At 60.2% G+C, this 17660-nt stretch carries 16 protein-coding genes; 10 read left to right on the plus strand and 6 right to left on the minus strand.

What is annotated here, in order from left to right:
- Window positions 1–6: 6 nt before the first annotated feature.
- Window positions 7–942: a Rieske (2Fe-2S) protein gene (locus B7Y89_RS02055; RefSeq protein ID WP_292935269.1), complete on the minus strand. Its 936-nt coding sequence runs from the start codon at window positions 940–942 to the stop codon at window positions 7–9.
- Between the two features lie 71 nt (window positions 943–1013).
- On the opposite strand from B7Y89_RS02055, the gene B7Y89_RS02060 reads away from it, so the two are divergent.
- Window positions 1014–1727: a TetR/AcrR family transcriptional regulator gene (locus B7Y89_RS02060; protein WP_292935271.1), complete on the plus strand. Its 714-nt coding sequence runs from the start codon at window positions 1014–1016 to the stop codon at window positions 1725–1727.
- Here the strand turns inward: B7Y89_RS02060 and B7Y89_RS02065 are convergent.
- Window positions 1720–3288 (minus strand): NAD(P)/FAD-dependent oxidoreductase, encoded by a 1569-nt coding sequence (locus tag B7Y89_RS02065; protein ID WP_292935273.1) that lies wholly within the window; start codon window positions 3286–3288, stop codon window positions 1720–1722. The two genes, B7Y89_RS02060 and B7Y89_RS02065, sit on opposite strands and share 8 nt — an antisense overlap.
- A 155-nt stretch (window positions 3289–3443) precedes the next feature.
- Between B7Y89_RS02065 and B7Y89_RS02070 the strand changes: the two genes are divergently transcribed.
- Complete coding sequence (locus tag B7Y89_RS02070; RefSeq protein WP_292935275.1) at window positions 3444–4577, plus strand: phosphotransferase family protein; 1134 nt, start codon at window positions 3444–3446, stop codon at window positions 4575–4577.
- A 72-nt stretch (window positions 4578–4649) separates the two neighbouring features.
- Here B7Y89_RS02070 and B7Y89_RS02075 read toward each other — a convergent pair whose 3' ends face one another.
- Window positions 4650–5477: an SDR family oxidoreductase gene (locus B7Y89_RS02075; protein ID WP_292935277.1), complete on the minus strand. Its 828-nt coding sequence runs from the start codon at window positions 5475–5477 to the stop codon at window positions 4650–4652.
- Window positions 5478–5621: 144 nt separating this feature from the next.
- Here B7Y89_RS02075 and B7Y89_RS02080 point away from each other — a divergent pair, with 144 nt between their 5' ends.
- Window positions 5622–6446, plus strand: coding sequence for an SDR family oxidoreductase (locus B7Y89_RS02080; RefSeq protein ID WP_292935279.1), 825 nt, complete (start codon window positions 5622–5624; stop codon window positions 6444–6446).
- A gap of 289 nt (window positions 6447–6735) precedes the next feature.
- On the opposite strand, the gene B7Y89_RS02085 is transcribed toward B7Y89_RS02080, so the two are convergent.
- Together B7Y89_RS02085 and B7Y89_RS02090 are read right to left on the minus strand one after the other, a co-directional pair.
- Window positions 6736–7803: a phosphotransferase family protein gene (locus tag B7Y89_RS02085; protein ID WP_292935281.1), complete on the minus strand. Its 1068-nt coding sequence runs from the start codon at window positions 7801–7803 to the stop codon at window positions 6736–6738.
- Window positions 7804–7806: 3 nt separating this feature from the next.
- The gene (locus tag B7Y89_RS02090; protein WP_292935283.1) at window positions 7807–8907 is read right to left on the minus strand and encodes a CapA family protein; all 1101 of its coding nucleotides are present in this window, start codon (window positions 8905–8907) and stop codon (window positions 7807–7809) included.
- A gap of 128 nt (window positions 8908–9035) precedes the next feature.
- On the opposite strand from B7Y89_RS02090, the gene B7Y89_RS02095 reads away from it, so the two are divergent.
- From B7Y89_RS02095 to B7Y89_RS02110, 4 genes are read left to right on the plus strand one after another with little or no spacing between them, the layout of a single operon-like run.
- The gene (locus tag B7Y89_RS02095) at window positions 9036–9812 is read left to right on the plus strand and encodes an SDR family oxidoreductase (RefSeq protein ID WP_292935285.1); all 777 of its coding nucleotides are present in this window, start codon (window positions 9036–9038) and stop codon (window positions 9810–9812) included.
- Window positions 9797–12055, plus strand: coding sequence for a molybdopterin-dependent oxidoreductase (locus B7Y89_RS02100; protein WP_292935287.1), 2259 nt, complete (start codon window positions 9797–9799; stop codon window positions 12053–12055). Before B7Y89_RS02095 ends, B7Y89_RS02100 begins: the two co-directional genes overlap by 16 nt.
- Complete coding sequence (locus B7Y89_RS02105; protein ID WP_292935289.1) at window positions 12052–12435, plus strand: DUF4345 family protein; 384 nt, start codon at window positions 12052–12054, stop codon at window positions 12433–12435. The genes B7Y89_RS02100 and B7Y89_RS02105 overlap by 4 nt, the downstream gene beginning before the upstream one ends.
- A 14-nt stretch (window positions 12436–12449) precedes the next feature.
- The gene (locus B7Y89_RS02110; protein ID WP_292935291.1) at window positions 12450–13175 is read left to right on the plus strand and encodes an SDR family oxidoreductase; all 726 of its coding nucleotides are present in this window, start codon (window positions 12450–12452) and stop codon (window positions 13173–13175) included.
- 53 nt (window positions 13176–13228) lie between these two features.
- Here B7Y89_RS02110 and B7Y89_RS02115 read toward each other — a convergent pair whose 3' ends face one another.
- Window positions 13229–14032 carry a hypothetical protein gene (locus B7Y89_RS02115; protein ID WP_292935292.1) on the minus strand — a complete coding sequence of 268 codons (804 nt, stop codon included), beginning with the start codon at window positions 14030–14032 and terminating at the stop codon, window positions 13229–13231.
- A 205-nt stretch (window positions 14033–14237) separates the two neighbouring features.
- Between B7Y89_RS02115 and B7Y89_RS02120 the strand changes: the two genes are divergently transcribed.
- The 3 genes from B7Y89_RS02120 to B7Y89_RS02130 all read left to right on the plus strand — a co-directional run bounded on the left by B7Y89_RS02120 (window position 14238) and on the right by B7Y89_RS02130 (window position 17598).
- Window positions 14238–15686: a phosphotransferase gene (locus B7Y89_RS02120; protein WP_292935294.1), complete on the plus strand. Its 1449-nt coding sequence runs from the start codon at window positions 14238–14240 to the stop codon at window positions 15684–15686.
- 85 nt (window positions 15687–15771) lie between these two features.
- Window positions 15772–16581: an SDR family oxidoreductase gene (locus tag B7Y89_RS02125; protein WP_292935296.1), complete on the plus strand. Its 810-nt coding sequence runs from the start codon at window positions 15772–15774 to the stop codon at window positions 16579–16581.
- Window positions 16582–16617: 36 nt separating this feature from the next.
- The gene (locus B7Y89_RS02130; protein ID WP_292935298.1) at window positions 16618–17598 is read left to right on the plus strand and encodes a nuclear transport factor 2 family protein; all 981 of its coding nucleotides are present in this window, start codon (window positions 16618–16620) and stop codon (window positions 17596–17598) included.
- Window positions 17599–17660: the final 62 nt, after the last annotated feature.

The raw sequence follows: 17660 nt of genomic DNA on the forward strand, positions 1-17660 counted from the left end.
CGAAAATCAGGCAGCTGCCGAAACGGACGAAGCCGTATCGGGCGCTGAAGTACGAATGTCTTCACGAAGCTTACCGGCAAGGTGGGATGCCGATGCGATCAGCACGCGCAATGCAGCGGCATCGACTGTTTCGCGAACCGCAAACGCCCCTTTGTGGCGCAGGCCAACCGCATGGCTACCCTTCAGATCATCGCCAAGGCGCGCGCGCCAGCGGACTTGCGTCACGCCCCGTGCCGCCGGAACAGGGGCCAGTTGGGCGGTGAGCAGGGTGCGGAAACTGTCATCACGCAGCACTGCTTCAGTCTCGCCCGTTACGGGGTGCGTACGGGTGATCAAGGTGATCGGGAATTCAGCAGTGGCATAAGACGGCCAGTGCACTTTGCCCCACAAACAAAACCGCTCCATCACCAACAGGCCGTTCTCTTCGCGCAGGTCTGACATGAGATAAGGCGTAAATTCGACCGACCGGATATTCAGGACAAGGCCGGGATCATCAAACAGTGCATTGATCCATTGGTCATGGCCCAGTGCGACGTGCGCCGTATCGCACAAGTCAAAGCCCTGCGGAACAACCGGCGGAGCGATGGCGGTTTTCTGATCAAGATTGACCGACACGAAACCGCCGCTTTCCGAAACGGCAAAAGCTGCGGCCTTATAAACCGGAGGAAACTTTTGTTCGTCCTTCATGTTCGGAATGTCTTTGAGCCGGCCGGTTTCACCGTCATAGCTCCAGCCATGATAGCCGCATTGAAGCCAGCCGTTGTCCCGCACGCAGCCACGCGAAAGCGGAGCGCGGCGGTGGGGGCAGCGGTCTTCCAGCGCGCGGGCGATGCCTTGCGCATCACGCCACAGCACCACCGGTTGATCGCCCACATCGACCGCAAATGGCTTGGTCGAGGTGATCTCCTCGCTCAACGCAACTTTCCACCAGGGACTCGACATGTTTTCAGCACCACTCTCTTCCAGCGAACATCAAATTGACACGCGCCAATTTAATTGTCAACAAGGCTGACATGACCAAAGCCGATCCAGTGGACGCGCCCAGCGCCCGGCGGCGGGGCAGGCCTCCTGCCGATGCGGCCAGCGCCGTGCCCGAAGAACGCGTGCTCCACCTTGCCTTCGAAAGCTTTGCTGAATCCGGGTATGAAGGGACCACGGTGCGCGATCTGGCAAAGCGGCTTGGGGTAAGCCACAACCTCTTGAACGTACGGTTCGGGTCAAAAGCGGACTTGTGGCGCAAGGCGGTGGATTGGCGCGTGGCGAAATTCGGGCAGCCGGTGTTTGCGGTGTTTGACCGCAGCGATCTTGATCCTGAAAGCCGGTTGCGGTTGCTGGTCCACCGGTTTTGCGGCTGGGCGGCAGAAAATCCCAGCTTCATCAGCATCAGTCACGCCGAAGGACGGCGCAGCACCTGGCGCCTCGATTATCTTGTCGGCCTGTATATTCAGCCCTTCAAGCTCAGCCTTGATGCGCTGTTTGTGCAAGTGCGCGCCACACGCCCGATGCGTGCTATTTCCTCGTCCGCCTTCATGGCCATGTTGGTGCAAGGGGTGGGGTTCTATTTCGCCTCGGTTCCCATGCTCGAAGCATTGGGCGTGGGCAATGAAGCCAACCCCGAAGCCGTCCCGCAGCGTGTCGCCGAATTTGCCGATACGCTGCTGGCCGGGCTGTTGGGCCCGGCCACGCAGATTGGAGCCGCTCAGGCCGAGGCCTTTGCCGCTACTTGATTGTGCGCAAGATGCGCTTGGCAGCAATCTTGCCCGGCAGGCCCGAAATGCCGCCGCCCGGATGTGCGCCCGCGCCGCCGATGTAGAGGCCGGGCACTGCAGGCTTTGGCCCGCCGAACCCCGTTGCGGGACGGTTCTGGCCTGCCCGCAGCGATCCGAAGTCGATGTGAGTGACGCAGCCGTTGGTGGCGTTCAATCGCTTTTCCCGATCGCGCGCGGTTTCCACAAAGCGGCCCACTTCGGAATCGAAACCATCGTAGTAATCTGACATTTGCGCAATCAGATCGCGCATCGTCCGGTCCTTGATCTCTTGTGACCATCCCTCGCGCGCGTCGACCGCCATTGCGGGCACATAGATATACGCAAGGCCACCGCCTGGTGTTGCCTGCGAAGGATCAGAATTGGACAGCGGTGTGACCGACACCGCGTGTTCTTTGGGAATATCGCCGCGCCGTGCTGCTGCAAAGCTTTCGCGCACTTGTTCGGGTGTGCCGATATAGCCGACCGCCTTGTTCAAATCCGCCCCATCGTGGCGCAAATCCTGATGGCGTTTGAGCGTCAGTGGTTTGGACATGGCGATATTTGCAAGGAACGGCGCAGCATTTGAACGATTCGATGGCGCATGTTTGATGCGTTCGAGCAGGCGGCGGTCGACCTTGCCGGGCGTGGTCATGGCAAAAGCGGTCCGCGGATCGCAACTGGCGATGACTGCCTTGGCCTTGATCACGCGGCCGTCTTCAAGCCGCACGCCGCGCGCTGCGCCGTCGTCGATGATGATTTCAGCAACCGGCGCATTCAGCATGATCTTGGCGCCCGATGCTTCGATGCTGCTTGCCAGGGCATTGGCGAAGCTTTGCAGACTGCCGATAGGTTTGCCCGTGCCCAACCGGTGTAGTGCGGCAAGGATCATATAGGCAGCGCCGTTGCCGTCATCATCGACGGGGCCAGCACCAGCGGCAGTGTTGGTGAGCAGCGCGATGTTGGCAGGATGCTGGAACCATTCGCTTGCAATCTGGTCAGCGGTGCCGGCAGCAAGGATCTGCAATTCGTTCTTGAGCCTGGCGTTGCGGATAAGGCTAAGGCCCAATTGACCCGCATTCTTCAGATCCGGTCGGCCCGGTTCCGCCTTCATAATCGGGAAGCCGATATCCATCAAGGCGTTAAGGAGTTCCAGGAACTTCAAGTAGTTCTTGCCGTCCTGCGGGTTCAGACGACCCATGTCTTCGGCAGTGCGCTGGGGGTCGCGGAACAGGCACACGCTGGCACCCGACGGGTCAAGGTAGGCATATGTCGGATCAGGATCGACCCAGCGAAGGCCATGCTTCTCAAGCTCCAGTTCCTCGATCAGCCCGCTGCCACGCACGAACAGAAGCTCAACTGCACACGGCGTGACAAGATGGCTTGGCGCTTCGGGGATCATATAGCCCGAACTGGTCATGCCGCCGACCTTGGCCATCCGTTCAACCACGATCACACGTTTTCCCGCGCGGCTCAGATACCCGGCTGCGGCCATGCCGTTGTGCCCTGCGCCAACAATGACGACATCTGCTTCCTCGGTCACTTCAAACCCTCCATTTGGCGGAATACGAACATGCGCAGACCAGCCTCGGCCCCATCATGGCGACAGACGGTTTTTTGGCGCTCCTTCCGGAAGACAGGTCATGGCAAAGGCAATGCATCGTCTTGAGGCATCAAATTGTCAGGAGAAGTAGAGCGATGTCGGTCAAGCTGGACGCAAAGACGGTCCATGATCGGTTGACCGCGTGGCTTGCCCGCACCAAGCCGTCATGGAACGGGCTTACGGTCGCGCCGATGGATGTGGTGCTGGGATCGGGCTTTTCGGCAGAGATATTCTTTGTCGATGTCGAATATACCGAAGACGGCCACCACCAACACCGCACGCTGGTTGTGCGCCGCCAGCCGCAGACCTTTGAAGTGGTATTCGAAAGCGATCTCACGCTTCAGGCCAACATGATGGCGGCGCTTGATGCGCGGGGCGATCTGCCCGTGCCGGCATGGGTTGGCATGGAAGACGATGCGACCATCCTTGGCGCGCCTTTTCTGGTGATGGGCCGGGTCGAAGGACAAGCGGCGACACAGCGCCCGAATTACAACGTTGAAGGTTGGTTGACCGAGCGCAGCCCGGCAGAGCGCATGACGCATTTCACCAATGCGTTGACGGCACTGGCCAAGTTGCATGAAGTTGATTGGCGGGACGGATTCACTTTCCTCAACCGTCCCGATCGTGGAGCGGCGGGGCTGGAACAGTATCTTGGTTATCTGGTTGATTGGCACGCCGCGCGCGGTCAGGGGCGCAAGCTGCCGATTGTCGATACGGCGATGCAATGGGTGCTTGAAAACCGCCCGGACAATACGGATACTTGCGTGCTGTGGGGCGATCCAACGCCCTCCAACGTGATGTGGCGGCCAGATGGTAGCGTTGCTGCACTGATCGATTGGGAACTGGCAGCGCTCGGGCCGCGTGAACTGGATCTGGCGTGGTGGCTCTATTTCGACGATCTGTTCAGCCGCCGCTTCGGCGTGACCCGGCTGGAAGGCTTGCCCACGCGCGATGAAACCGTGGCGATCTATGAGAAGGCGGCAGGCCGCAAAGTCGGCAATCTCGATTACTACGATGTCGTGGTCGCATTGCGCATGGCGTTGGTGGCGGTGGGCGCTTTCGACCGGCAGGTGTCGCTGGGCAACATCGCGGCGACCAATACTTCTGCCGACAACAATCTCATGACGCTGTACATCGCGGAAAAGCTGGGGCTCCCGCTGCCCGAGCTTGGCAGCGATTTCCGCGATTTCATGCGCAACCTGACGCCGGTAAAAGAAGCGGCTGATTGATTGCCCGGCGCGGCAACCACCCTGCCTGCAGGCAGGAGGAGTTGGGGGTGGGCAGGCGATCTGCGCCGCCGCTTAAAGCTGGTTGCTGCCTGCTTCTGCAAACAGGCGCTGGAAATCGACCATACTGGCCTGATGGGCAGTAAAGCCGCCATCGACCGGAATGAGCGCACCATTGATGAAGCGGGACTCGTCCGATGCCAGAAAAGCAACGACATTGGCGATATCGCGAGGACTGCCGAGTTCCGGGTTAAGATGATGCGCAAGCAGCACATCTTTGACCACTTGCGGAGTTGATTCGATTGCGTTTTCGCTAAGGACAAAGCCGATGGCGATCACGTTCGAACGTACGCCCTGCTTGCCGTACTGCGTTGCAATAAAGCGTCCAAGGTTAATCAGCGCGGCCTTGCTGGCACCATAAGCCGTCAAGGTCATTTCACCCAGCAAGCCAAAGCCCGAAGCGGAATGGATGATCGACCCGCCGCCGCCTGCGATCATTGTCGGGAGGACATGCTTGCACAATAGCATCGGTCCGCGCGCATTGACCGCAAATGCCTTGTCCCATGCGTCGGCAGGCAGGTTGATCACGTCAAGGTCGCGCGCGCGCTGCTCGTTCGTCTGGAACGCGGCGTTGTTATGAACGATGTCGATCCGGCCATGACGGGCGGCAATTGCGCTGACCGCGCGGGAGATGTCGTCTTCGTCCGTCAGATCGAACACTGATGCCTCTGCGCAGATACCTTGTGCGCGCAGGGCGGCGGCCGTTTCTTCGACCCGGTCTGCCATGATATCGTTGAGGATCACCGTTGCGCCGCGCGTCCCCAGCACCGCTGCCACTTCTGCGCCGATGCCTTGCCCGGCACCCGTGATAATGGCGACGCGGTCGCTGAGGGGCTTGGTCATGTTTCTCTCCTGAACTCTCTGCTCGAAATCTTGCGCCCCACAGAGAATGTGTCAGGCAAGCCCGGCACCTATAAAGCGATAGGCCCGCTCACGCGTGAAGCGATGAAAGTCTGACGCGATAAAATCACGAAAAGAGAGATGGACATGGGCGTACTGGACGGAAAAGTGGCAATCGTTACCGGGGCCGGTTCCGGCATCGGTGCGGAGATCGCCCATGAACTGGCACGGCAGGGAGCAAGCGTTCTTGTTTGCGCCAGTCGCGCTGAAAGCGCCGCAGGCACCACCCAATCGATCCGCGACGCTGGTGGTAAAGTTGCCGCGGCGTTTGGTGATCTTGCCGATCCGGTAACCGCACAAGTTCTGGTCGATGCTGCGGTGGAGGCGTTCGGCGGGGTGGATATCCTGATCAACAACGCCGCGGTGACAGATGCGGCCACGCTGGCCAAGGACGCCAACATTGCAGATATGGACGCGGCCACATGGGAGCGGACGTTGCGCGTCAACACCATTGCGCCCGCGCTGCTGTGCAAAGCGGCAATCCCGCACATGATTGCGCGCGGCGGCGGATCAATCGTAATGGTCGCATCGGGGCGCGGTGTTCAGGGCGATCTCGGAATGCCTGCATATGGCGCATCGAAAGCGGCGCTGATCAACCTCGCGCTTAATGTTGCCACGCAGTACGGCAAACAGGGCATTCGTGCCAATTCCGTGGTCGTGGGTATGGTAATGACCCCGCCGCTGGCAGCCTCGATCAGCCCTGAAATGATCGAACTGTTTACCGCACACCACCTGACGCCCTATGTCGCCGATCCGCAGGACATTGCGGGGCCAGTGGCGTTTCTTGCCTCGGACACCGCGCGTTTCATCACCGGCGCAACGCTTGCGGTCGACGGCGGGATGACATCCCACGCCGCGCCCTATGCCGATGTGATGAAGCTGTCCTCGGCAGGGATGCTCAAGCAGGATTGACCGGAAAGCGGGGCTTTAGAGCCAGATGGCGTTAGATTGTACCGCCGTGACGGAGCCGATTTTGGCCCAGCAGGAGGAACGAGGAGGGAGCCATGCCGTCGCATAGTGACCGACGAGAGACGCTGTGATGGGCCAAAATCGGCCCGCCGCTTTGCGGTTGCGTCAGGAAGCCCCTCGGACAGCGTCGCGTTGCTTGTCCGGGCAAACCAGCCCGACCTGCGCAACGCTCCTTGCCGAGGAGCTTCCTGACGCAATCCTGGCGGTGCAATCTAACGTCATCTGGCTCTAATCAGAGTCCCGCTTCGAATTCGTTCAAATAGTGCGCAAGCCGGCTCAGCAGAAAGTCCGGTAAGGCAGCAGGCGCGCCCATGTCTTTGTCATTGCCGTAATTGCGGACTGAAAGGATCAGGATTTTCAGCGCAGCAACCGCCAAATAATAGCTGAAATGCGGCATTGGCCGTCCGTAGATCCGTTCAAATCCCGCCACAGCTTCCGCGCCGCGCGGCAATCCATCAATGCGGGGAACGCCGAAGTTTTCGCTGAATACTTCGTCCAGATAGACCCAGTGCGCCAGATCGACTTCAGGGGGGCCAAGCGTCGCGACCTCGAAATCGAACAGAGAAGCCACTTCGACACCCTCTGTCTGGTACATCGTATTGCCGAGCCGCGCATCGTTCCACACCAGCCCGGATTGCACCGCAATCGGAGCGCGGTTCTTAAGCGTGGCTAGCGCTTGGGTGATCACCGGAAAGGACTGGCCATTGCGCGCCCAGTCGAACCATTTCCCCACGAACTGGTCGAGATAGAATACGGCATCAGGAGCCCGCCGGGTGCCATCGGCCAAGAACGGAAAACAGCGCCAGTCAATCTGATGCAACCGTGCCATTTCCTCGATGCCGTTCCACCAACAGCGTGTGCGATCAGCGGCGGAAAGATCAGCCAGCCAGCCTTCTTGATGATAACTCGGAAAATCGGGCGGAACCCGCCCGTCGAGCCGGTCCATCAGGAAAAACGGTGCGCCCAAAACTGCCGGATCGCTTTCGGCAAAGTCGATGTTCGGCACCTTGACCGATGAATGGGCGGCAATCGCGCGCATCACTCTGTACTGGTGGAATACATCGGCCAGCATCGGCACAGCAACATCGCGTTGGATACGGGCGACAAGGCGGCGGTTGGCGGGTCTGCCGCTCTCTTCCCAGTTTGCGGTAAACAGAATGGTTCTGCTGGAAAAGCCTTGCGCCGGTTCAACCGCGTCGGTGATGGTGACAACAGGCGATCCGGGCAAGCGCGCCGAAAGCCACGGGCCAAGGCGCTTTGCTGTGTCTTCGGTGCGGATGTCGGGGGCGTGGTCTGTCATTGATCAGCCCAGCACGATCCGGCCGGTTTCGTCCATCATGCCGTTCAACTTAGCAGCGCTGGTCCTCTCGGCCACAACGCCAAGAATCGCATCATAGTGTGGCTCGCCCGGATTCAGGATCTGGGGCCGTCCGCTGCTGCCCAGATAAACCGGCACGATCTGTACCCCGGTAATCGCGCCATCGGCAATGGTCACCGACGCACCAAGACCCCGGCTGGTTTCATCAAGCAGTGGCGCAGAAATACCCGAGGGCGTCTCGTCGCGCGACCACGGCGAAATCATGGCGAACTTGCCCATGCTGTAAAGGATCGCTTTGCCGCGATAGACTTCGAAACCCTTGATCGGCAGCGGACCCTGGCTGACGATCAAATCCACGCCTGCATCAATAAACGCGCGCGCAGCCTCGCGCTGATAGTCTGCGATGGCGGATTCATGCTCCAGTATGCCCCAGTGGCAACTCAGCACTATGATATCGGCCTGTGCTTTCAGTGCGGTAATGCTTTCAACCAAAGCGGCAAGGTCATCACGATTGACCAGTGTGCGGGTGTCCGGTTCCACGCCCCAATCCTGCCAACTGTTGTTCTCGGCATAAGTGTGGCGGCGCAACGGGACGATCCCCGGCGTCCGCCGTCCGGCATGGGCGCCGGGCAGGAAACCCGCTGTGCAGGCCAGAAAACCGATTTTGTGGCCGTTGCGTTCGATGATCGCGGGTTGTCTGGCGCTTGCAATCGTATCCCCGCCGCCGACATGGGCGATGCCCGATTCCTCCAGCAACGCTATGGTGCGCAGGAACGCGCGGTAGCCGCCATGCATGGTATGGTTGTTGGCCACCGACATAACGTCGAATCCTGCCGCACCCATCATCGCAATGCTTTCGGGCGCCCCCGGCGCAAACAGATCGCCAAGGTCAAAATCGTCATTGATGTGCGCTTCAACCGGATGTGTGTCCCCTGCCTCTTCAGCATAAGGCCATTCGCAATTGCCGAACGTTACGTCCGCGCGTGAAAGCACCGGCGCGACGGCCGTGAACAGATCGGCCGGAGGTTCTCGCGTCATCAGTTGCAGGTCACCCACTGCAAACAGGCTCAAATTTCCGCTGGCCATCGCGCTTTTCCTCTCGATCTTTCCGCGATGCTGCCGCGCGCGATTGACGACGGCCCCTATCGACGGGCCGGTTGCCTGCATGGGCGAGGCATTATTACCGGTACAGACAAAAACACGAGGGACAGGATATGGCCGGACGCTTTGCAGGCAAGGTTGCGCTTGTCACCGCTGGGGCGGACGGAATCGGCGCGGCCACCGCGCGCGCCTTTGCCAGCGAGGGTGCCAGCGTTGTCTTGGCGGACATCAATGATGCGCTGGGCGAAGAACGGGCCGAAGCCTTGCGTGCCGATGGGTTTCAGGCCCGTTATATCCGTGCTGACGCAACCGACGAAGCGCAAGTGGCCGCGCTTGTGCGTTACACGGTCGAACAATTTGGCGGACTGCATCTTGCCGCCAATGTCGTGGGCGATGCGCATCCCGATTCCGCCGGGCCCGATTTTCACAATCAACCGGTTGAGGCCTTCGACCACACGATCACGATGTGCTTGCGCACCACTTTCCTGTGTATGAAGCATGAAATCGCGCACATGGTCGAAAACGGCGGCGGCGCAATCTGCAATGTTACGTCGCTTGCGGGCATGATCTACAACGGGTTCGGCGGGGCAGGCTACGGCGCAGGCAAGGCCGCCGTGATCCGGCTGACCAAGTTTGCGGCGGTCAGTTATGCCGATCGCGGTATCCGCGTGAATTGCATCGCACCCGGCGTCACGCCCACCCGTGCCTATTACAAGTTCGGTGACGAATACGCCAAAGTCCTGATTGATGAGCAAGTGGTGTTCCAGCCGATCAAGCGCGCCATTGGCTGTGATGAACAGGCCGCCGGAATTCTATGGTTGTGCTCGGACAATGCCGCGATGGTCACAGGCCACAACCTGCCGATTGACGGTGGATGGACAGCACAATGAGGGCGGGCGCGCTGCTTGAAAACGGCCTTCACCAGCGTACTTGCCCCCTGTGCGAGGGGATGTGCGGCGTTACCGTAGCGATGGAAGGGGGGCAGGTAACAACCGTCCGCCCAAACCGCGCTGATGTGTGGAGCCGGGGCCATATTTGCCCCAAAGGCACCACACTGGGCGCGCTCCATGACGATCCTGACCGGCTGCGCACCGCAATGGTGCGCGACGGCAGCGAATGGAAATCGGCGTCATGGGACGCGGCGCTGGAACGGCTGGAGGAACTGGCGGACGGCGTGCGCAATCGCCACGGGCCGCATGCCTTTGCAGCTTACGGCGGTAACATGGCGGGCAAGGACGCCACGCTTTCGCGCTATTCCGGGCTGATGCTGGCCACATCTGGCATCCAGCAAGTCTATTCGTCGGGCACTGTCGATCAGCATCCGAAAAACCTGTCGGCCATGCTGATGTTCGGCAATGAATGGAAAATTCCCATTCCCGATCTCGACAATACCGACCTTTTCGTGATTTTCGGCGGCAATCCGGCGGCGTCCAAGGGCAGCATCTTTTCACACCGGGACGTGATGGGGGCAATGCGCGATCTGCGCGCAAGGGGTGGCCGGGTGATCGTGGTCGATCCGGTCCGAACCAAAACCGCGCAAGCAGCAGACCAGTGGATCGGCCTTAAGCCCGGGACGGACGCGGCGTTCATGCTGGGCGTTGCCCATGTCCTGTTCGCCCGCGATGCAGTGCGGCTGCGCCAACTCGACGGCTTGATCGAAGGACTGGAACCTTTGCGCAATCTGGCCGCCGGTTTCAGCCCGCCCGAAGTTGCGCCGTTTTGCGGAATCGAGGCTGCGGTCATCGAAAGCCTTGCTGACGAATTGATCCGCACCGACCGGTCCGCGATCTATGGCCGCATTGGCACTTGCACGCAGAGTTTCGGCACGCTGGCATCATGGATGATCGATGTGCTGGCAATACTGACCGGCAATCTTGATCGGCGTGGTGGATCAATGTGGAGCCGCCCGGTCGCATCACTGGTAGATATGCTGGCAACGCTGCCCGCCGGAATGCCCGTAGTCATGGGCAAAAGCCGGGTGCGCGGTGTGCCCGCGGTGCTGGGACAGTTCCCGGCATCGTGCATGGCCGAGGAAATCGCCACGCCCGGACCGGGCCAGATCAAGGGACTGGTGACATTCGCTGCCAACCCGGCGCTGAGCGCGCCGGATTCCACAAAGCTTGCCCAAGCCTTGCCGCTGCTTGAATGCATGGTCAGCCTTGATAACTACATCAACGAAACCACCCGCCACGCCCACGTCATTCTGCCCAGCCCGTCTTTTCTCGAAAGCGCGCACTACGATATGTGGTCGTGGATTTTCTGCCTGACCAGCGGCGGTCATTATTCGCCCCCGGTGATACCGCTGGTTGACCGGCCCGATCACTGGCGCATCGTCGCGCGTGTCGGCGCGATCATCGGCGGGCAACCGCGCGCGGATATTGATGCGCTGGACGACGGATATTTCCGCGCGCTGGCCGCAGGCCGCGGAATTGATCCCGATACGGCGATGGCCGCATTACCCGTGCGCGGCCCCGAACGCATTCTGGACCTTGCAATTCGTGCAGGGCCGTTCGGGGACAGGTTTGGCGCTGTCGAAGGCGGGCTAACGCTTGCCAGCTTTGAAGACAAACCTGACGGCCTGATCATCGGCCCGGCAATCCCCCGCGCAAGCGAAGGCTTTGAAACCGCATCAGGAAATATAGAAATTGCGCCAGCGCTGATCCTTTCGGATATTCCCCGGCTCAAACAGGCGATGGCCGCGGCCGATTCCGCCCTTGTTTTGGTCAGCCGGCGCCATCTGCGCTCGATGAACAGCTGGATGCACAATGTCGATACGCTGGTGAAGGGCAAGGACCGCTGCACGCTTCGGATGCATAGTATTGATGCACAAGCGCGCGGGCTGACGGGTGGTGATCATGTCAACGTGACGTCCGCTTCGGGGACAATCACCGTGCCGGTAGAGATCGACGACGATATTCGTCCCGGCGTCGTTTCCATGCCACATGGCTGGGGCCATGCCGATCCCCGGACACAACTCGCTGTCGCGCGGGCACATCCCGGCGCGAATACCAATATCCTGAGCCCCGGCATGCTGGTCGACGCCATATCGGGCAATGCTGTCCTCAATGGCATTCCGGTCGTCGTGCACAAGGCAGTCACCCATGTTGCCCAACACGTCGGAGAGATTGCATGAGCAAGCTTCTGGTAGGATTGTCCGCCCTTATCGGCATGTCGCTGATCGCGTTTGGTTTTTACGCGGTCTATGCCACCACTACTGTCACCGCCATGACCGGGCTTGCGCCGCAGGGCGTCGCCGGGATGAACGAGGCAAGGTCGATCTATGCCGGGTCGTTCTGGGCGATGGGCGGGCTGATCCTGTATGGTTTGGCCAATGTCCGCATCAGGCAGCCCTTGCTCCTGGCCGTTGGCGTGATCTTTGCAGGCTTTGTCTTGGGCCGGATCGTGTCAATCGCGATGGATGGATATGACCCGCTGCTTACCGCAGCAATCGGCTCGGAAGTTGTCGCGGCAATCATTTTGCTTGCCGCCAGCCGCACGCCTGTGAACACTTGAAAAAGGCAAATACGATGGCATTGCTCGACGGAAAAATTGCAGTGGTAACCGGCGCTTCTTCCGGGATTGGCGAGGCTATTGCGCGAAGGCTGGCCGCTGCCGGGGCAACGGTCGTGCTGGCTGCGCGGCGCGAAGACCGGTTGGCGGCTTTGGCGCAGGAACTGGGCGGGAAGACCGGATATTTCGCGACCGACCTTGCGCTGCCCGATGCTCCGCAGGCGCTGCTCGATCATGTCACAGCGCATAATGGCACGCCCGATATCGTAATCCACAATGCTGCTGTGCTGCACGTGGGTTCTGTCGAGGAGTTCGATCTTGCCCACTTGCAGCCGATGATTGCGATCAATTACGAATCCGTGGTGCGCAGTTGCTATTTGTTTGCCCGCGCGATGAAAGCGGCAGGGCACGGCCACATCATCAATATTTCCAGCCTTGGCGCCAATATCACGGCGGTGGGCACAGGTATCTATGGCGGCCTTAAAAAAGCGCTTGAGATGTTCACCGATGCGCTGCGGATAGAGCTTGCGGGCACTGGCGTCAAAGTCGGGCTGGTATCGCCAGGCACCACCAGCACCGAGATATTCGAGCCAATGAAGGCAGACGGCAAGCCTGCGTGGGACACCTATATACCGGCGCTCGATCCAGACGACATTGCAGGCGCGGTGCTATTCCTTCTCGAACAATCGCCTCGTGCCAACGCTGCGCGCGTCCACGTCTATTCGGCGCACGAAGTGTTCTGATTGAAGCTGCGCCGGGCGGCTTGGGCCCGGCGTAGTACCTTAGGGTCAGGACCCTAGTTGAGGCCGAGCATTTCTGCGTCTGCCGTCTCTGGATAGAGCGTGAGCGGCAAGCCCGCGACGGTGGGCCCGAAGTAATAGGCATGGCCGCCAGATTTGAGCGCGCGGGCGTGGCGAACCCCATACCCTGCTGCTTCCAGTCGCTGGCGCGCGCCCTCGACATCATTGTGGATCATGTCGACCGATGCCAACGCGCCTTGTATGCCATCTAGCAGCGCTGACGGGCCTTCGATCAGGCGAACGCGGTGTGTCCCGCAAAGTGCGCGCATGCCAAGGCCTGCTGCATCGGTTGCCTGAAATTCCATGTCAAAGTGCCGGGTCAGGTCGGCGGCAAGCGAATCGATATTTTTCGAAACCACTGTCATGCAGCCAATCTTGGGCGGGGCAGCATCGTCGAGCGCGTCGAACGGCAGTTCGGACCGGACTTGCGCCTCGTTAACCCCTTCGGTGCAGGCGAGGAACTTGATGCCATGGAAATCGGGGCCGAACAGATATTCGTTGACTTCGGGCACCGGCAAATAGCTGGTCGCGATTGGCAAATGTCCTGCGGCGGTCATCCGCGCGAGCACAGATTCCGCATCGGCGACATCGACCGCGATTTCGATCAGCGGATCACCTTCGGCAAAAGGCAGTCCCTCCGGGCCAGGTTGGATCGGCTCAACGCCATGTTCGCCAAACATCACCTTGAATCCGGCATCGGGATAGAGTTCGGCAATGATCCCCGGTGTGAAGAATTTCAGGCCGAGCAGCGCGCCCATTGCCTCGGTGAAGCTGCCCATATTGTCGACGCGCCAGGCCATGCGACAAAATTTCGGTACCATCAGGTTTCTCCCAATCGGTCGGTCCGTGTTCAGCGTCGGGCCGATTATCCGTTCGGCAATGAATAAGGCACGGCGCTTCGGTCCGATGTCCCGCCCTTTGGTAGGAAGCGCACATGGCCGCGATAGGTATCCCTTTGTCATAACGATGGTTCCGGCGCGGCCGGATCACATGATGGAGAGCTTGATGGCTGAATCACAAGATCCAACAAATCGCGGCGCATCGGAAAGCGCAGACCAACTCGAACGCATCACTTTGTGGGCAGAAGCCAATCTTGGCGGCAAAGTGACCCGTATCGAACGCCAACGCCGCTGGCGCCCGGTATGGCGGGTGAGCATGGAAGATGCCGGACAGGAGCGGGAATATCTGTTCAAGGCGGACCGCGTCTGGGCGGCGCACCCCTATCCCCACATTCATGAAATGAACTTACTTAACGTGCTGGCTGCGCACGATATTCCCGTTCCGCCGCAGCGCGGATTTTGCAATGATCCGCCTGCCATCGTGATGGACTGGGTACGCGGTGGCCGCGACCCCGGCCTTGTCATGGAAGCGGTCGAGAGCGCATCGACGATGACGCCCGATCGCTGGTCGGCCTCGCTGCAATATATGGAGCAGCTGGCCGCCATGCACAAAATTCCGGTTCCGGCGCTGGAAGCCATCGGTTGCAGCAAGCCCGAAGGCCCCACTGAACTGGCGCTGCAGCACTACGAACGCTTTCAGGCGATGTACGATGAGCAGGGAATCGTCGATCCGCCGATGGAATTTGCCACGCGCTGGCTGCGGCGCAACGTTCCGCAGCACCGCAGTCGTATTTCGCTCGTCACCGGCGATTGCGGCCAGTTCCTGTCCGACGGGCCTGACCTGACATGCGTGATCGACGTGGAAATCGGCCATCTGGGCGATCACCTTCACGATCTTGCCTGCTTCCGCGGACGCCATCCGGTTGAAAATATGGGCGATCTGCCGTCACTGTTCCGCCACTATGAAAAGGCGCTAGGCGAACCGCTTGATCTGGGTGTGATTGCTTATCATACCGTGGCTTTCCTGGGGGTCGGCTACTTCGGCCCGCTGTTTGCCCTGGGGCGCACCGATGCCGGTGGCGATTGGGTGGAAGCTGCTGTGCAATGCGCGTTCATCGGCCGACGCATGCTTGAAGCGCTTGCCGAAGTTGAAGGCATTGCGCTGGACGAACTGAGCCTGCCCGATCCGCGCCCGTCACCGCTTGAAGAAATGGCACTGGGCAAGCTGGCTGCCGATCTCCACCGCCTGCCATTGAGCGAAACTTTCGCCAGCTGGCAGCGCGGCATCCTGGCCAGCGTGCCCGAATACCTGCTCAACCAAGCGCGCTATCGGCGCTGGGCCGAAGACGCCGATCTTGATGAACTCGCGGTTGTGCTGGGCCAGCGCCCTGCCGATCTGATCGAGGCGGACAAGCTACTGGTGGACCTTATCCGCACAGCAGGGCCAGAGCGTGATGCCGAACTGCTGCGCCTGATGCATCGCCGCCTGCTGCGCCAATGCCTGATCATTGCAGGACCCGATGCGCCCGAGGATCACCTCGCGCTGATGAAAGTCGAGCCGCTCCTTGATGGCCGGATGGACCGCGTCGGCGATCCGGCACTGGCCTTTGTCTGAAGCCTTTGGGAGGGTGCAGGATAAAACCTGTGCCCACTCACCCGTAATGCGCCTGATGCGCGCGGCAATAGAGTGAGCGAAAGCGATGGATCTTGGAATAAAAGGCAAAGTGGCGCTGGTCACCGGTGGCACCATGGGCATGGGCCGCGTCGTTGCCGAACGCCTTGGTGAAAATGGCGCCAAGGTGGTCGTCGTGGCACGTGGCCAAGCAGGGCTTGATGCCACCGTCGCTGCGATTGTGGCCAAGGGCGGCGAAGCTGTCGGCGTTAGCGCTGATCTTACCGATCTCGAAGCGTACGCCTATATTGCTGCCGAAGCGGCCAAGGCATTCGCTGCGCCCGATATCGCCATCTTTACGCCGGTCGCGCCTCCATCGGGCGGGTTCGACGCGTTTGACGACAGTGATTTTGACGAGGCTTATGCCAATATCGTCAAGGCGTTCCGCCATTTCGCCCGCGCCGTAGTGCCGGCGATGAAGGAGCGGCGTTGGGGGCGCATCGTGACGATCGGCTCGGGCGCGGCAAAATCTCCCGCACGTGCCTCTGTGCTCAATTTTGATTACGTACTCGCCAATGTTGTGCGGCCCGCAGGCCTCGGCCTTAGCCGCAGCCTTGCCGACGAACTTGGTCCGTTCGGCATCACGGTCAACACTGTGGCACCGGGGTTCATCGATACTGGCAAGGCCTATGGCGCGTTCTTTGAACAGTGCGCTGCCGATGCCGGGATGGAATTCGAGCCGTTTATGGAAGCATTTCTGCGCCGGATTCCCGCCAACCGGTTCGGCAAACCCGAAGAAGTCGGCTCGCTTGTCGCGTTTCTGTGCTCGCAGGATGCAGGCTATATCGCCGGTCAATATATCGTCGCCGATGGCGGCTTTATGCAGGCCTATCACTGAACGGGGCCTATTCCCGGCAGTTAAGGAGAACGCATTATGAAAGCTATCCGCTTCCTGTCCACGGCGGCAAGCCTGGCGCTTATCGCTGCAACAAGCGCTTGCGCGCAGACCGCGTCAAAAACCACCTTCAATGCGCCCGCAGACGTTGCCGCGATCATGGAAATCGAGGAAATCCTTGCGACCGAACTCGACGTCGACAAGATCCTGCCGCATTATGCCGACAACGCCACGGTGCTCGATCTGTTTGTCCCCGGAGTGTTCCGGGGCAAGGCTGAAATCCGCGCCGGCTTTGCGCCCCAACTGGGCGCAATCAAGTCTATGGTGAAGACGACACCTGAAATGATCGTGGCGACCAACGGCACGTTCGGCTGCGCAGCCAGCCAGGTTGCCTATCAGACCGAGATGAAGGACGGCACCAAATTTGCCATGAATGTGCGCGTTCTCGATGCGTTCAAGAAGATCGATGGCAAGTGGCAGGTGGTGCAGCAGCACCTTTCGTTACCTGTCGATCCTGTCACGATGAATGCCCTTGCCGATGCGCCAATCCAGCCGCGGACGCTGACGTGGTCGGCACAGCCGCTTGCCCCGGTTTCGACCACGCCTGAAAAGGCCAAGGCCGAGATCAGGGAGTTCATGGATGTGGGCGGTGCTTCAGTCGGGCTGGAAAAGCTGATGAACTATTACGGGCCGGGCGATGATACCCTGCTGTATGATGCGTTCAGTCCCAAGGCTGTCATCGGCAAAAAGGAAATCGCCGATTTTTATGCGCCGGTCATGGGGAGCTATACGGGTATCTCGCTGACAATGCCGATGTTCGAGGTTGATTCCGATGGCACGTTCGGCGTGCAGATCGACACGCAAGAGCTGACCTTGACAATGAAAGACGGATCAAAGCGCAATGTCGCCCTGCGCCAAAGCGATTGCATGCGCCGCGTTGACGGGAAGTGGTACAGCTTTCTGGAAATGGTTTCCTACGTGACAGACGCCAAGACAATGAAAGCACAAATTACGCACTGATCGCGTCCCGTCTTTTAGACCCAGAGGGGCCGCCGCAAGGTGGCCCCTTTTTTTGTTGCGCT

Source organism: Novosphingobium sp. 32-60-15, from assembly GCF_002280675.1.
Classification (GTDB): domain Bacteria; phylum Pseudomonadota; class Alphaproteobacteria; order Sphingomonadales; family Sphingomonadaceae; genus Novosphingobium.

Coding starts and splice junctions, on each gene's coding strand:
- B7Y89_RS02055 (WP_292935269.1), bottom strand. CDS start 942: ATGTCGAGTCCCTGGTGGAAAGTTGCGTTGAGCGAGGAGATCACCTCG.
- B7Y89_RS02060 (WP_292935271.1), top strand. CDS start 1,014: ATGACCAAAGCCGATCCAGTGGACGCGCCCAGCGCCCGGCGGCGGGGC.
- B7Y89_RS02070 (WP_292935275.1), top strand. CDS start 3,444: ATGTCGGTCAAGCTGGACGCAAAGACGGTCCATGATCGGTTGACCGCG.
- B7Y89_RS02075 (WP_292935277.1), bottom strand. CDS start 5,477: ATGACCAAGCCCCTCAGCGACCGCGTCGCCATTATCACGGGTGCCGGG.
- B7Y89_RS02080 (WP_292935279.1), top strand. CDS start 5,622: ATGGGCGTACTGGACGGAAAAGTGGCAATCGTTACCGGGGCCGGTTCC.
- B7Y89_RS02085 (WP_292935281.1), bottom strand. CDS start 7,803: ATGACAGACCACGCCCCCGACATCCGCACCGAAGACACAGCAAAGCGC.
- B7Y89_RS02090 (WP_292935283.1), bottom strand. CDS start 8,907: ATGGCCAGCGGAAATTTGAGCCTGTTTGCAGTGGGTGACCTGCAACTG.
- B7Y89_RS02095 (WP_292935285.1), top strand. CDS start 9,036: ATGGCCGGACGCTTTGCAGGCAAGGTTGCGCTTGTCACCGCTGGGGCG.
- B7Y89_RS02100 (WP_292935287.1), top strand. CDS start 9,797: ATGGACAGCACAATGAGGGCGGGCGCGCTGCTTGAAAACGGCCTTCAC.
- B7Y89_RS02105 (WP_292935289.1), top strand. CDS start 12,052: ATGAGCAAGCTTCTGGTAGGATTGTCCGCCCTTATCGGCATGTCGCTG.
- B7Y89_RS02110 (WP_292935291.1), top strand. CDS start 12,450: ATGGCATTGCTCGACGGAAAAATTGCAGTGGTAACCGGCGCTTCTTCC.
- B7Y89_RS02115 (WP_292935292.1), bottom strand. CDS start 14,032: ATGGCCTGGCGCGTCGACAATATGGGCAGCTTCACCGAGGCAATGGGC.
- B7Y89_RS02120 (WP_292935294.1), top strand. CDS start 14,238: ATGGCTGAATCACAAGATCCAACAAATCGCGGCGCATCGGAAAGCGCA.
- B7Y89_RS02125 (WP_292935296.1), top strand. CDS start 15,772: ATGGATCTTGGAATAAAAGGCAAAGTGGCGCTGGTCACCGGTGGCACC.
- B7Y89_RS02130 (WP_292935298.1), top strand. CDS start 16,618: ATGAAAGCTATCCGCTTCCTGTCCACGGCGGCAAGCCTGGCGCTTATC.